This is a genomic window from Crateriforma spongiae (assembly GCF_012290005.1).
Taxonomy (GTDB): Bacteria; Planctomycetota; Planctomycetia; order Pirellulales; family Pirellulaceae; genus Crateriforma; species Crateriforma spongiae.
On record NZ_JAAXMS010000002.1, the window covers coordinates 190,986 to 205,018 of the forward strand.

Genomic DNA, 14,033 nt, shown 5'->3' on the forward strand with positions numbered 1-14,033 from the left:
CCAGCCGCCTCTTGGGTGCATCGTAACAGTCCGTTGCGATTGCTAGGATGGCGGGTCGAGTCGACCAAGCCGTTCGTCGCCCCCTCAGATTCATGCCCGGCGAATTCGTTACCTGAACCAACGTCCCGTTTTGACCTGCACCCGAATCCCGTCGTTCCAATGACTCCAAGCCCCGCTCTTTCCCTGAAACGCGTCGATGCCCGTCGTGAATCACCACCCTTTTTGGATGAACTGCGCGACCGCTTGAGCCCCCAAGGCGACGTCGTCAGCCCCCGCGGAAAAGCACTGACCGAAAAAGTTTTTGGGCGGCCTTTGACACCGGTGGAAGTGGTTCAAACCATTTGCGCCGATGTTCAAAGTCAGGGCATCGATGCATTGCTGCGATACACCCAAGCACTGGATGCCGCCGAACTGACCGCCGACACCGTCCGCGTCCCCGATGCCGATTTGAAACAGGCTCACCAGAACGCCGATCCCGCACTGATCGAATCCGTCCGACGTATCCGCGACAACGTTGCTGAGTTTCAACAAGCGATTTTGCATCGCGATGTCACGATCACTCCTAGGCCCGGCGTGACGTTGACCCAGCGTTATCTGCCCCTGCGCCGCGTCGGGGTTTGCGTTCCCGGCGGCGCCGCCGCCTATCCGTCGACGGTGCTGATGACCGTCGTGCCCGCGCAAGTCGCTGGTGTCAAAGAAATCGCCGTCGTCGCGCCACCGACCCCCTTCGGCGCCTACAACACGGACATGTTGGCGACCTGTCATGAACTGGGCGTCACCGAGGTCTATCGCGTCGGCGGTGCACAAGCGGTCGCGGCACTGGCATACGGTTGCCAGTCCATCGATGCGGTCGACAAAATCGTGGGCCCGGGGAACCTGTTCGTGGCCCTGGCAAAGAAGCATGTCTACGGAACCGTCGACATCGATTCGTTTGCCGGTCCCAGCGAAGTCATCGTGATCGCCGATGAAACCGCACGCCCCGACTATGTGGCTGCCGACTTGATCGCGCAAGCCGAACACAGCCCCGGCAGCGCGTTATTGATCACGTGGGACGAATCGTTGCCGGACCGCGTGGAAACCGAGCTTCAATCGCAACTGGGGGTTCTGGACCGCAGTGATCTGACCATCGATTCGTTGAACCAGTTTGGTGCCATCATTTTGGTTCGGGACGCCGATCAAGCCTGTGAAATGACCGACCGGTTTGCCCCCGAACACCTGCACATCGAAACCGCTGATCCCCGATCTCAAATTGCCAAAATCCGCAACAGCGGTGCGGCTTTTCTGGGGCACCACACACCGGTCGCGTTGGGCGATTACGCGGCGGGCCCGTCTCACGTGCTGCCGACCGGGGGAACCTGCACTTGGGCGGCCGGCCTGTGCAGCAACAGTTTTCTTCGCAGCGGCAGCCTGACCGAGTTCGACGAAACTGCGTTACAAAACATTGCACCCGATGTTGTTCGGCTGGCGGAAAAGGAAGGGCTGACCGGTCATGCACGCAGCGTCAGCATTCGCACGTCGTGAATGCATTGCCTGCCTGATGTCGACGTCCAACAACGCACCCATCCTTCGATCCCGTTGAACATGCTGCCCTACCGCCCTGCCCTTTCCCGAATGCTGCCGTATGTGCCCGGCGAACAACCGCCGCCGGGGAAATACATCAAGCTGAATACGAACGAAAACCCCTACCCACCGCCCCCCGCGGTGATCGAAGCGATTCAAAAAGCCGCCACCGGTCCACTGAATCGCTATCCCGATCCGATGGCGACGGCGTTCCGGCGTGCCGCCGCGGACGCATTGGGCTTGCCAGGACCGGAATGGGTCCTGGCCGGAAACGGCAGCGATGAAATCTTGACCATGCTGGTGCGGGGGTTTGTCGGGGAGGGACAGAAACTGCGTCTGCCCTACCCCAGCTATATCCTGTATCGCACCCTGGCCGATATCCAAGGCGCGACTTGGCAACAAACCTCGTTCGTCGATGACTGGCAGTTGCCCGCGGCATTTGGCCAGGCTGATGATGACCTGCGGTTGGTGCTGATTCCCAATCCGAACAGCCCTAGCGGGACGCTGGTCGACAAGGATGACTTGGAATCGATCGCACAAGGGTTGTCATGCCCGCTGATCATCGACGAAGCGTATGTGGACTTTGCCAGCGATGATCCGAAACAGTTCGGCAAAGGCTGTATCGAACTGGTGCAGAAACATGAAAACGTGATGATCACGCGGACGCTAAGCAAGTCTTATGGCCTGGCCGGCATTCGCTTCGGCTTTCTGATCGCCCAGCCCAGCGTGGTGGCTGAACTGACCAAGATCAAAGACAGCTACAACTGCGACGCTTTGGCGATCGCCGCAGCCACCGCGGCGATGTCGTCCCAAGATTGGCTGCGTGATGTGGTGACCAAAATGAACCAGACCCGAGGCCGGATGCACCGGGAACTGGCCGAAATGGGCTTCGAGGTGACCCCATCGCACGCGAATTTCGTCTGGTGCCGACACCCCAGCGGTGGTCACCAAGGGATCTATGAAACCCTGAAGAAGGCGCAAGTGTTGATCCGTTACATGGATTTTCCCGATTGGGGCGACGGCCTGCGAATTTCCGTCGGCACCGACGAGCAGATCGACGCTTGTTTGGCGCTGATCCGACGATCAATCTAGTAGACCTGATCAGTCGATCCATCGATTGGATCGGGGCGAATCGCCCCCAGCACGAACCCGCTGGGATGCACGATTCAAACCTTAGTCCTGGCACGGATCCATTCCCAAGTCCCCTGCCCTTCACTGTTGATAACGCCATGGCACGCACCGCAACGATCCGCCGCACGACCGGTGAAACCGACATCGATTTGTCGATCGATTTGGACGGCAGCGGTGCCGGTACACGTGAATCCGGAATCGGTTTTTTGGACCACATGCTGGACTTGTTGGCCAAGCATTCGTTGATCGACCTAACGGTCCGTGCCAAAGGGGACCTGCATGTCGACGATCACCACACCAGCGAAGACATCGGAATCGCACTGGGCCAAGCGGTCGACCAAGCGTTGGCCGACCGGGCGGGAATCCGCCGCTACGGACACTTCACCCTGCCCATGGACGAGTGTTTGGTCACCGCGGCGGTGGACCTGGGCGGGCGTTACGCGTTTGAATACCACGCGCCGATTGCGGCGGCGAAGATCGGAACCTTCGACAGCGAATTGGTCGAGCATTTTTGGCAATCGTTTGCCGCCAATGCTCGATGCAATCTACACGTGGTACTGCATCACGGCCGCAATGCCCACCACATTTCCGAGTGTGTCTTCAAGACGACCGCGCGGGCGATTCGGATGGCGGCCGAAAGTGATCCTCGCAGCGACGCCATCCCCAGCACCAAGGGCGTGCTGTAACGTCCGCTTGGGGTGCAGCGACATGAGACGTTCGCGTCCGTTGCATCAGCGGCGTTGCACGCGTTCGCAGCAGACGAACCCCGCATGCGAGACGCTATGACTTCACCCCGACGAAGGTCATCCGCAAAGCGTGCAACGCCTCGGACAACACTTGCTTTTCGTCGTCCTCCAGATTGCCTTCGGTTTTGCTTTGCAGCATTTCCAGGGTATCGATTGTGTGCTTGGCCAACGGCTTGTTCGTTTCCATCTTGCCGTCAGGGCCCGGCATTTGTCCCAACAGAGTCATCGCCTGGGTGAACAGCATCGAAACCAGCACGGTGAAGGATGCTTCGGGCGGCCCACCGCCGGCAGGTCCTGCGGATGCGTCCGTCGGTGCATCGGAGGCAGCCGCGGGTTGCTGCTCATCTGACTTGGACGCCTCTTGCTCTTTTTCTTTTTGGACCTGTTCTTTCCAGTCGCTGTCGATCACCAGTTTGGGTTCTTTTTCTTCTTCGCTCATGATCTTTGCTTAAGAGAAAGAGTATGGATCAGGGATTCAAGTTCCGACCGACCGGAATCACCGCGATGCACCGGCTCGGCTGACAAGATCAAGTTTTCGCGGGATCCGCCTTTTCACTGGATTCCACCCGCTGCTTTCGTCGCACGATGGCGGCATCGACAAAGCCCTTGAACAACGGATGGGCCTGCAACGGCTTGCTTTTGAATTCCGGGTGAAATTGTGCGGCAACAAACCAAGGATGCTCGGGGACTTCGACGATTTCCACCAGTGCACCGTCGGGGCTGGTTCCGGCAAATCGCATCCCGTTGGCTTCATACTGTTGCCGGTATTGGTTGTTGAATTCGTACCGGTGTCGATGACGTTCGTGGATGTCTTCGCAACCATAGGCTTTCGCGGATGCACTGTGACGATCCAGCGTCGTCGGATGCGATCCCAGACGCATGGTGCCGCCCATATCGGTGACATTGCGTTGTTCATCCAGCAAACAGATGACCGGGTGCGGACTGTCTTTGTCAAATTCGGTGCTGTGGGCACCATCCAATCCGACGACGTTGCGACCGTATTCGATGACGGCGCACTGCATGCCCAGACAGATCCCCAGAAACGGTACGCCCCGTTGCCGTGCGAACTTGATTGCTTCGACTTTGCCTTCGATGCCACGTTCGCCAAATCCACCGGGAACCAGGATTCCATGAAACCCAGACAACAAACGCTCGGCTCCCTCTCGTTCGATATCGGCACTTTGAATTCGGCCGACGCGGATTTGGGCGTCCGCCGCGATGCCGGCATGATCGATCGCTTCATAGATCGACTTGTACGCATCTTTGTGCTCGGCGTACTTGCCGACGACGGCGATCGACAATTCATGCCGCGGGTTACGCAATCGATGCAGCAAATCCGTCCACGGGGTGATGTCCAGTGACTTGGCGGACGTCAGGCCCAGCTTGTTGACGACCAATTCGTCCAGCTTGTTTTCGACCAAGGAGATGGGCACCTCATAGATTGAAAAGTCTTTGTCTTTTTCTTCGATCACCGAATCGCTGTGCACGTTACAAAACAGCGCGATCTTTTCGCGTTCTTCGCGGCTGATCGAATGCTCGCAGCGACAAACCAAGATATCGGGCTGGATCCCGATTTCACGCAACTGGCCGACGCTGTGCTGGGTGGGTTTGGTTTTCAGCTCGTCGGCGGCCTTCAGGTACGGCACCAAGGTCAGGTGCATGTACAAACAGTTTTCGCGACCGACATCCAGCGAAAACTGTCGAATGGCTTCCAAGAACGGCAGACTTTCGATGTCGCCGACCGTTCCACCGATCTCGGTGATCACCACGTCCACGTCATCACCGCCCATGCGTTTGATGACCGATTTGATCTCGTTGGTGATGTGCGGGATGACCTGAACCGTCTTGCCCAGAAACTGGCCCCGACGTTCTTTTTCAATGACCGACAGGTAGATCTGACCGGTCGTGTAATTGCAGTCGCGGGTCAGTGGGCTGGACGTGAACCGTTCATAGTGGCCCAAGTCCAAGTCGGTCTCACTGCCGTCGTCCAACACGTAGACTTCGCCGTGTTGATAGGGCGACATGGTTCCCGGATCGACGTTGATGTACGGATCCAGTTTCTGCATTCGGACCCGCAGGCCCCGCTGCTCCAGCAGCATTCCCATGGACGCGCTTGTCAGGCCTTTGCCGAGCGAGCTGACCACGCCGCCGGTTACGAAGATGTGCTTTGTCATGGACGCTCAATGTAACGGTTGTCGGCGGGCGTCCTAGGCCCTTTCGGGGCGTCATCGACGCTGTGGCGTCGGCGGGTCGCCAGCGGCGGGCCTAACGTTGTGATTCGCCCCCCGGTTCCCGCCAGCGGCCTGGTCCGAAACGATCGAAGCGCAGTCTATTTTGCCGTTTCGACGCGGTCGGCAAACTGGCGAAAATCTTCTTCGGTATCGATCCCGGGTGTCGCCGCATCGACCAGACCGATGGCGATCCGCCGACCGGCCTGGATGGCCCGCAATTGCTCCAAACGCTCGATTGATTCCAACACGCCGCAAGCCTGACCCGCGAACCATGCCAGAAATTCGCGGCGGTACGCGTAGAGCCCCAAATGCTGGTATCCAAGCACTGGCGAATCCGGCCCGTCACCGTGACCGGTCCCGAATTTGCCGTCACGGTCAAACGGGATCGGAGCCCGACTGAAATAGATCGCCCGCATGGCGTCGTCAAAGACGGCTTTGACACAAGCGGGGTCCTGCATCCGCTGATGGTCGCGGATGGGCGTGACCACGGTCGCCATTTCGGCATTGGCGTCATCGCAAAGCGCCGTCGCCACCCGATCGATGGCGTCTGGATCGATTTCAGGTTCATCCCCTTGGACGTTGACAAAGATGTCGGTTTGCGGCTGTTGCGTGGCGACTTCCGCCACGCGGTCGGTCCCGCTGGCACAATCGACGCTGGTTCGGACGGCGTGACCGCCAAACGACAGGACTTCGTCGTACAGCCGATCGTCATCGACCGCCACGATCACCGGTGACGATGAATCGCTGTGGATCGCCGTTTGCGACCGCATCGCCGCGTCATAGGTGTGCTGCAGAACCGATTTACCGCCGGCACGCAGCAAAAGCTTTTCCGGCAACCGCGACGATGCCAGCCGAGCGGGAATGACGATTTGAATCTTCATGGTCAAGTTTTCGTGAACAGGTCTTCGTGACGAGGCGATCATCCGGATCAAGGATCGCAGTCGAAGTGATTCCAAGAACACCCAAAGCAAGGTTCGGCGGATGCCCGGGGACACGGCGGCAGGCCCGACAGTGGACATCCCGACACGTGAGTGGACAAGTCGTCGCGGTCGTTGAATTTCGCATGATCGTCATGGCTTTCGACTTGACAGTCGGTATGACGGGGTGGATAGTCCGAGCAACGATTCACGGTGACGCGGTGGTCCATTTTGGCACGCCGCGTGAACAGGGAACTTCGGTGAAATTCCGAGACGGCCCGGCCGCTGTGATCGATGGCGATGACAAACCTGGGTGGCATCCACTTTGGTGACGCACATCAGCCGACCGGTCTTTCTTTCTGCCATTGTTTCCATCGACGCACCTGCGGGACACGTGACGAAATGTCCGCCCCGCAACCCGTTGAGCGAAACGAGAAGGCGACCGGGCGGACATCCATCGAGAGTCAGAAGACCTACCGCGAATTGGACGCATGCCTTGGCTCTTTGTCAGAACCAGGGCGGGACCTTCTTGGGCGAGGTCGGCGTTGTGAGAAGTCCACGGGTGTGCCGGTAACGGCATGACTTCGCGATCTTCTCTTTGATTCATCGTCTTCCAACGGTTGATTCTTCACGCGGCTCGTTCATCCGTCGCAGCAGTGCGATCGGTACGCGATGCCATCGGTGGGATCGGTCCGTCAGGTCGGAACGAGTGCCGTGATCCAAACCGTCCAACGACAGCGACGACCCTTGACCGGGTTCACCTTGGTCGAATTGCTGGTGGTGATTGCCATCATCGGCATCTTGGTCTCGCTATTGATGCCGGCGGTCCAGGCGGCTCGTGAAGCGGCCCGGAAAACCAAGTGCCAAAACCATTTGAAGCAGATCGGTTTGGGGCTTCACGCCTATCACAACACTCACGGTTGCTTGCCGGTGGGCTGTTTCGAATGGCGGTCGTATGGTGCACCGGCGACCAACCGCCAATACGCATGGTCGGCGATGCTGTTGCCGTTCATCGAGCAACAAAACCTACACGACCGAATCGATTTCAACATCGCGTTTGATCACCCCGATAACGCGGCGGCCGCGGCCGAAGTGGTGCCGACCTATGTGTGCCCATCCGCCCTGCCCCGCGATGCCCAGCGAGGCCCCAGCGATTACGGCGGTCTGTTCGGCGAACGGCTGGTCGACCGCGAACCGGAAGACGGCGTGTTCTTGTACGACCGACGCATCCGCTTCCGCGACATCCGTGACGGCCTGAGCCAAACGTTGATCATCGGCGAAGACGTCGGTGGCCCCCATTCGGAATGGATCAACGGGCTGAACGTGTTTGTTCAAGCCCACGGCATCAATGATTCGACCGCCTGGATCGGCGACAACGAAATCCGCAGCCAACACAGCGGCGGCGCGATGGTCTTGTACGCCGACGGTCACGTGGAATTTGAATCCGAATCGATCGACAAACAGACGCTCGGAAAACTCATCACACGATCCAAGAGTGACGTGGTGACCGATCGGCTTTAACAGCAAATACGCCCAATCATTTCTTTTACAAACCACACATCTAGATTTCTACACCATGACCGTTTTTCATCACATTTTCCGTCGCGGATGGATTGTCGCCGGCCTTGCGTTTTTGGTTTCGGATAGCCACGCATCCACCGTCATCGATTTCGAATCAGTCCCGGTTCCGATTCAGTCAACCTCCGCGAACTCAGGTCCCTTTCCGACGGAAACGGGAACTCAACCCGGTGCGTTTGGAGGCACCGAGGTGATTTCCGAATTCACGATCGACGGGGTCACCTTGAAGAACTACTACAACCAAGATTTTGACAGCTGGCGGGGAGTCGCGGTTTCGCAACGCGGCTTACCTTCATGGACATCGGGCAACGATCCGATGGGCGGCTTTATTCCATTGGAATATCAAAATGACAACGACACGGTGACCACGACGGGTGACGGTGCCGGCGGCTCGTCGACCTGGATCGTCGCCTCGGGGGATGGTCCCGATTCGACTGTGGCCGCTGGTCTGTTCAACTCTTCGTTGGAAGCTAGCAACGGCTCATTTTTTCAATCTCTGGATGTACAGATCACGCAAACGACGGCACATGTGGTCCAAAATGGCAGCGGATTCACGGACCCAATGGGAAGTTCGGGCGGAAACGAATTTCTGAGCGTCCGCTTCTATGACATCTCCGACGGAACCGCCGGCTCGTTCGTCGAAGTCGATTTGGCCACCTTTACCGTCGGCGATGCAGGCCCCGTCCTGCTAGATGAATGGACCACCGTGGATCTGAGTGCCTTGGGCGAAGCGACCGCGATTGGACTGGATTTCGTCGGAAGCAATTCGGGAAGCTTTGGCGTCAATCTGCCCGCCTATGTGGCCATGGACAATGTCACGGTATCGGCCGTTCCCGAGCCGTCGATGCTGGCGGTCTTGCTAGGCGGGTCGACACTGGCGGCGGCACGCCTGCGTCGGCGACGAAACGCACTGGCCGGCCAATCAGTCTCGACCGATAACCAAGAATCGGAGAAGGTGCGTGCCTGAGACTTCCCCCGAAATCGAAAGCAGCCTGCCGCATTCGCCAGTCCCGGCATCCGGCAGGGCCGGATCCCCGGCTTCTCAGCCGCCTATCCCCACCGGCGTGGTTGCGTCGCCTTGCGTTCGCCAATGCCTGCTTAACGGCCAAGGGATTTGCACGGGGTGTTTTCGGCACAGCCAAGAAATCGGCCTGTGGTCGGCGGCAAGCAACCAACAGAAACAACAGATTGTGGCAGCGGCAATGCGACGCCGTGCCGAAACCCTTATCGACCGTTAAACTTGGCGGACGGTCCACGCCGATCCGCCACGCTTTGAACCCACTTTATCCGTTTTTCATCAGGACACTTGTCATGAAATCGTCGACTCCGCGTGATTCCCAGTGGCTGCCCGAATTGTCTTCCGCACGATCGGCCGTGGCCGTTGCAGCAGCCATGGTGGCGATCGGCTTGGTCAGCCGTTTCCTGCCTCACCCGCCCAACTTTTCGCCCATCGGATCGTTGGCGTTGTTCGGCGGCGCGATGTTCGCATCGCGGCGGATGGCCGTCTTGGTTCCGCTGGCCGCAATGCTGATCAGCGACATGTTCCTGGGCTTTCACGTGGCGATGTGGGCCACCTATGGGTGCTTCGCTGCCAGCGTGATGCTGGGACGATGGATCCGCCGGCAACCGGGCGTGATGCGAATCACCACCGCCGGCCTGGCCAGTTCGACCCTGTTTTTTGTGATGACCAATCTGGCGGTCTGGATGAAGTGGTACGACCCGTCGTTGGCCGGCTTGGTGACCTGCTTTACCGCCGCCATCCCGTTCTTCCAAAACACTTTGGCCAGCGACGCGATCTTCACGGTTGCGATGTTCGGTTCGGCTGCCCTGGCCAGCCGTCCGGTCACGCAACTTCGGCCGCTTGCACAAGCTGTTTGATCGTCTGACGCAGCAAATCGGTACCGCCAAATTCCATCCCCAGCGACCGAATCTTTTCCGTCGCCATCGGGCAACCGGGCGATTTGGCTGGACCGGTAAAGCGGGCCGCGGTGTGCCCTAGTGACTGGACGCACTGAGCCACTTCGTATTCGCTGAAGAATCGGTCACAACAGTTGAATGTCTGGCCGGCGACTTTTGACTGCGGTGCGGTTAAGACCAGCCCGATCGCTTTGGCCACGTCGGCGGCGTGCACGCACTTTCCACCGCCGGTCGCGGCAGCTTCTTTGCCGTCGATCAAGTCTTTGACCAAAGCATACCAGCGGCTGTCGCTGATCGGATCATCCACGCCATAGATGGTCGGCGGACGCACGGTGGCAGCCGTCAATCGGCCGGACAGACCATACGCGTGCACCAAATCTTCGGCCGACGCTTTGGCGGCCCCATACAGGCTGCCCGGTCGATGCGGGTGTTCTTCATCCAACGAAAGTCCTTGGACCACATGTTGGTGAACCGCACCGGAGGACACGAACACCAAGCGGTTGATCCCGCGGTCCGTTGCACTCTGCAACAAACGAAGTGTGCCCAACACATTGGTGTCAAAGTAGGCGACCGGGTCATCCGGATGATCCATGAAGGAATCGCCGCCACGCATCAGACCGGCATGCACGACCGCGTCGGCCCCGTCGGTCAATCGATCCAGGGACGCCGGGTCTGCTAAGTCGCCATGCATCCAGTGCAAGCCTTGGCGATCGGGTCCTGGATCATCACGCCGCGTCAGGGCAACGACTTGATGCCCCAAATCATCGACGAGGTGATCGATGACGTACCGTCCTAAGAATCCGCTGCCGCCGGTCAATGCAATCTTCATGCGAACCAGCATGGGCACGCTGCGTGATAGGATCAACCCACCGCCGCAGTGGCGATGAACCTTGCACCGGCGTGCCGTATTGGGATCACACTTCCTGCAAAACCGTATGTGGCGCGTCGACCTTGGTGCCCTTGTCCGCCGCATCCGATTGCGGCGGCGGTGCCGATGCCGCCGTACCGCCGAGTTCTGTTTTCAGACGCTCATTTTCGCGTCGCAGATCCAACAGTTCTTCGCGCAGTTCGTTGAAGGGATCTTGCAGATCGCTCCAGAAATCGGACCCGCGAAAAAAGATCGGCTCTTCACTTTGCCCCGCACACAGACGGATCATTTCACGACGCAGGCGAAACACGGGGCCGGCGAATCGATTGCTGAGCTTCAGCAGGTCATAGGCAAACAATGGTGCCAATAGAATCAAGGCCGGAACCCAATAGATCGCTTCGTCAAAGAATCGCAGTGCCGTGTCGAACCAACCCACTTCAGGATTGATCATCGACTGGGCAAAAAATTGAATGACGGTGAAGTACGTCGCCAAAGCACCGCCGTGAAGGGCGGCTCGAAGCAGCAGCGCCGATTGAACGTCTTTCTCAATTAGCAGTTGTTCGCGAGGCGCGGAACGTTGGTCGCTCTTATTGAACATGGGTTTCTACACCTAAGGTGTATGGTGGCAGTGGGGCATGTGGGGAGCATCGGGGCAGATGCCCTGCTTGTTTTTTCTTTTCGCACGAACGTTGTGGGCGCGGCGATCGGGTGAGAATCGCACCAACGTGCCTGTCGGGAGGGTGAGTCCCGCCGGGGTAGTTGCGAAAAGCAGGCCGGTCAAGCAAACCGGCGTGGATCCTTAGTTGCCTAAAGCACCGACGATGGCTTCGCCGGAATTGTCAAAGCTTTCTTTCGTCTGAATCGTCAAAAAGCTGACCGAGGCGATACAGACCGCGATGATCAACGCCAACATGACGGCGTATTCGACCGCCGTCGTCGCTTCTTCGTCGGTGGCGAACCGACCGACGCAACGGATGGTTTTTCGTAGGTTCATCGCGAGTGTCAAAGACTGGGCGTTTTGGCAACGGTGTTTAAGCAACTTGGAACAATGGAAACCTAGGTCGCTGCGCTGAAACGAAACCGTCCCCGGCCGGTTCACGGACATTTCCATCGACCGGCCATGTTCAGCTGTACCGATATTCGCGATTATGCTGATACCGCCACGATCCAATCGCCCGGCTGGATCGTACCAGCCCCATTCGCCCGGGGGTCCCGTCCGCCCGGCGGGTGCCCGGGGCGTGTCGGCCGAAGCCGTCGTTTTTTAGATGTCGAACCTTTTTCCCGCTGCATTCCCCGTACGGTGACCATGCTAGGCCCGGTCTTCAATCGCGAGGCAATCGTTACGCCCAAGCGTCCGCAAACGTATCTGTCGCGGGGAATTTACGTCGGTGCCCTGTTTCTGTTGTTGTGCACGGGCTATCTGGTGCTGGACGGTTCACATTCGTTGGCCACGACGTCGGATTCGGCTCGGTTCGGCGGATTCATGTTCGCACTGCTGGCCCCGTTACAACTGCTGGTCCTTTCCGCCCTGGCCGCGGTGGGGGCGGCGGGCAGTGTCGCCCAGGAAAAGGACCGGCGGACGCTGATCTTGCTGTTGCTGACGCGTCTGAGCGGGTTCGAAGTGGTGGGCGGTAAATTGACCGCGACTCTGCTGTCACCCTTGTCGCTATTGATTTGTGGACTGCCCGTCTTCTTAACGTTCCCGTTGCTGGGCGGTGTTTCCCCCCAACAAGTCATCAGTGTGTTTGCGGTCACCGCCGCCATGATCATCCTGTCGGGAACGGTGGGCACGGTCATCGGTTTGTGGCGTGAAAAAACGTTCCAAGCGATCGCGTTGACCGTTTTGACGTTGTTGTTGTTCCTGGGTCTGGGCGAAGCGATTGCGACCCTGGTCCCACTGCCGACGTCCTGGACGTTAGCCGTCAGTCCGATCCGCGCACTGACCGCTGCGGCGTCGCCGCTATCCAGCCTGCAGGGCGATGTGCTTGCCGGTGTGGTGCTGTTCGTCTTGCTTGCGTTGGCCCTGTCGGTGGCATTGCTAATCTACGGCGTCGTGATGGTTCGCATCTGGAACCCATCTCGCGAAGTCCGTTTCAAGGCCCCCAAAGCGGAAAACAGCGTGGACGTCGAATCGCCCGGCGAACCAGCCAGTTGGAAAGTCCGCCAGCCGCGTGCCGTTTGGGACAATCCGGTGCTGTGGCGTGAAGTCCGCACGTGGGCCTATGGCCGCAAGGTGTTGATCATTCGTGCCACGTTCGTGGTTCTGTTCGCGATTGTCGCGGCCTCCATTGCATGGCAGGTCCGCAGCGGCGTCGCCTTGGAACCGGCCGGCCGCATCGATCGTGCCCTTCCCTCGGCCACCATCCCTGTGGCCATCCTGGGCGTGGTCAGCCTCGTTCTGGTCAACGCATTGGCTGTGAACAGCATCACCGGCGAACGCGACGGGCTGGCGTTGGACCTGTTGCTGGTCACTGACCTCAGCCCACGTGAGTTCATCTTCGGGAAATTGCTGGGCGTCCTGTACGTTGCCAAGGAAATGATCGTTTTGCCGGTCCTGTTGCTGATCTACATGGGGGCCAGCGGTGTGATGACGTGGGAGAATACGATCTATGCGGTATTGGGTGCGTTGGTTTTGTACATCTTTGTTTCGATGCTGGGCATTCACACGGGGCTGAATTACGTCGCCGGTCGAACCGCCACCATGGCCAGTTTGGGAACCGTGTTTTTCTTGTGCGTGGGAATCGCGATTTGCATGACGATCATGGTCAGTTTCCGCGGCGCGTTTCAATTGCAACTGGCACCATTCTTGGTGATGATCTTGGGTGGTGGCGCGGCATTGTTCGCATCGCTGGGTTGGCGGAACCCCTCCAGCGCGATCTTCGCGGCATCGTTCTTTTTGCCGCTGATCACGTTCTATGCGATCACCCAATTCTTGTTGCAAATGGACCACCTTTACGTCGTTTCGGCACTCGTAGCGGGCTACGGCTTTGCGGTGGCCGCCATGATGATTCCGGCGCTCAGTGAATTCGACGTCTGCTTGGAACCGGACCGTGGCGGGACCGGAGAATCGACCTAGATGCGCTGC

At 58.8% G+C, this 14,033-nt stretch carries 14 protein-coding genes and 1 riboswitch; of the genes, 8 read left to right on the plus strand and 6 right to left on the minus strand.

Going from position 1 to position 14,033, the window contains the following annotated elements; genetic code table 11:
- Positions 1-159: 159 nt before the first annotated feature.
- The 3 genes from hisD to hisB all read left to right on the plus strand — a co-directional run bounded on the left by hisD (position 160) and on the right by hisB (position 3,377).
- A complete protein-coding gene (hisD, locus tag HFP54_RS04925) occupies positions 160-1,521 on the plus strand; it encodes a histidinol dehydrogenase (RefSeq protein WP_146410851.1) in 1,362 nt (453 codons plus the stop codon).
- 63 nt (positions 1,522-1,584) lie between these two features.
- The gene (gene hisC, locus HFP54_RS04930; RefSeq protein ID WP_206036065.1) at positions 1,585-2,652 is read left to right on the plus strand and encodes a histidinol-phosphate transaminase; all 1,068 of its coding nucleotides are present in this window, start codon (positions 1,585-1,587) and stop codon (positions 2,650-2,652) included.
- A 137-nt stretch (positions 2,653-2,789) separates the two neighbouring features.
- A complete protein-coding gene (hisB, locus tag HFP54_RS04935) occupies positions 2,790-3,377 on the plus strand; it encodes an imidazoleglycerol-phosphate dehydratase HisB (RefSeq protein ID WP_146410849.1) in 588 nt (195 codons plus the stop codon).
- A 94-nt stretch (positions 3,378-3,471) separates the two neighbouring features.
- Here hisB and HFP54_RS04940 read toward each other — a convergent pair whose 3' ends face one another.
- The 3 genes from HFP54_RS04940 to kdsB form a co-directional block, all read right to left on the minus strand.
- Positions 3,472-3,876, minus strand: coding sequence for a DUF1844 domain-containing protein (locus tag HFP54_RS04940; protein WP_146410847.1), 405 nt, complete (start codon positions 3,874-3,876; stop codon positions 3,472-3,474).
- Positions 3,877-3,964: 88 nt separating this feature from the next.
- Positions 3,965-5,611 (minus strand): CTP synthase, encoded by a 1,647-nt coding sequence (gene pyrG / locus HFP54_RS04945; RefSeq protein ID WP_146410845.1) that lies wholly within the window; start codon positions 5,609-5,611, stop codon positions 3,965-3,967.
- Between the two features lie 155 nt (positions 5,612-5,766).
- Entirely contained in the window at positions 5,767-6,549 is a 783-nt protein-coding gene (gene kdsB / locus HFP54_RS04950) for a 3-deoxy-manno-octulosonate cytidylyltransferase (protein ID WP_168564297.1), read from the minus strand.
- A 240-nt stretch (positions 6,550-6,789) separates the two neighbouring features.
- Positions 6,790-7,071: riboswitch (cobalamin riboswitch) on the plus strand.
- A 228-nt stretch (positions 7,072-7,299) separates the two neighbouring features.
- Here kdsB and HFP54_RS04955 point away from each other — a divergent pair.
- The 4 genes from HFP54_RS04955 to HFP54_RS04970 all read left to right on the plus strand — a co-directional run bounded on the left by HFP54_RS04955 (position 7,300) and on the right by HFP54_RS04970 (position 10,041).
- Positions 7,300-8,106 carry a DUF1559 family PulG-like putative transporter gene (locus HFP54_RS04955; protein WP_315853849.1) on the plus strand — a complete coding sequence of 269 codons (807 nt, stop codon included), beginning with the start codon at positions 7,300-7,302 and terminating at the stop codon, positions 8,104-8,106.
- 247 nt (positions 8,107-8,353) lie between these two features.
- Positions 8,354-9,130 (plus strand): DUF4465 domain-containing protein, encoded by a 777-nt coding sequence (locus tag HFP54_RS04960; RefSeq protein ID WP_168564299.1) that lies wholly within the window; start codon positions 8,354-8,356, stop codon positions 9,128-9,130.
- 97 nt (positions 9,131-9,227) lie between these two features.
- Positions 9,228-9,401, plus strand: coding sequence for a DUF1289 domain-containing protein (locus tag HFP54_RS26330; protein WP_390656861.1), 174 nt, complete (start codon positions 9,228-9,230; stop codon positions 9,399-9,401).
- A 73-nt stretch (positions 9,402-9,474) separates the two neighbouring features.
- A complete protein-coding gene (locus tag HFP54_RS04970) occupies positions 9,475-10,041 on the plus strand; it encodes a DUF6580 family putative transport protein (RefSeq protein ID WP_206036009.1) in 567 nt (188 codons plus the stop codon).
- Here the strand turns inward: HFP54_RS04970 and HFP54_RS04975 are convergent.
- The 3 genes from HFP54_RS04975 to HFP54_RS04985 all read right to left on the minus strand — a co-directional run bounded on the left by HFP54_RS04975 (position 10,007) and on the right by HFP54_RS04985 (position 11,942).
- Entirely contained in the window at positions 10,007-10,921 is a 915-nt protein-coding gene (locus HFP54_RS04975; RefSeq protein ID WP_168564300.1) for an NAD-dependent epimerase/dehydratase family protein, read from the minus strand. The genes HFP54_RS04970 and HFP54_RS04975 overlap by 35 nt on opposite strands.
- Positions 10,922-10,994: 73 nt before the next feature.
- Positions 10,995-11,546 (minus strand): hypothetical protein, encoded by a 552-nt coding sequence (locus HFP54_RS04980; RefSeq protein WP_146410835.1) that lies wholly within the window; start codon positions 11,544-11,546, stop codon positions 10,995-10,997.
- Positions 11,547-11,747: 201 nt separating this feature from the next.
- Positions 11,748-11,942 (minus strand): Flp family type IVb pilin, encoded by a 195-nt coding sequence (locus HFP54_RS04985; protein ID WP_145302886.1) that lies wholly within the window; start codon positions 11,940-11,942, stop codon positions 11,748-11,750.
- A gap of 312 nt (positions 11,943-12,254) precedes the next feature.
- Between HFP54_RS04985 and HFP54_RS04990 the strand changes: the two genes are divergently transcribed.
- Positions 12,255-14,024: an ABC-2 transporter permease gene (locus HFP54_RS04990; protein WP_168564301.1), complete on the plus strand. Its 1,770-nt coding sequence runs from the start codon at positions 12,255-12,257 to the stop codon at positions 14,022-14,024.
- Positions 14,025-14,033: the final 9 nt, after the last annotated feature.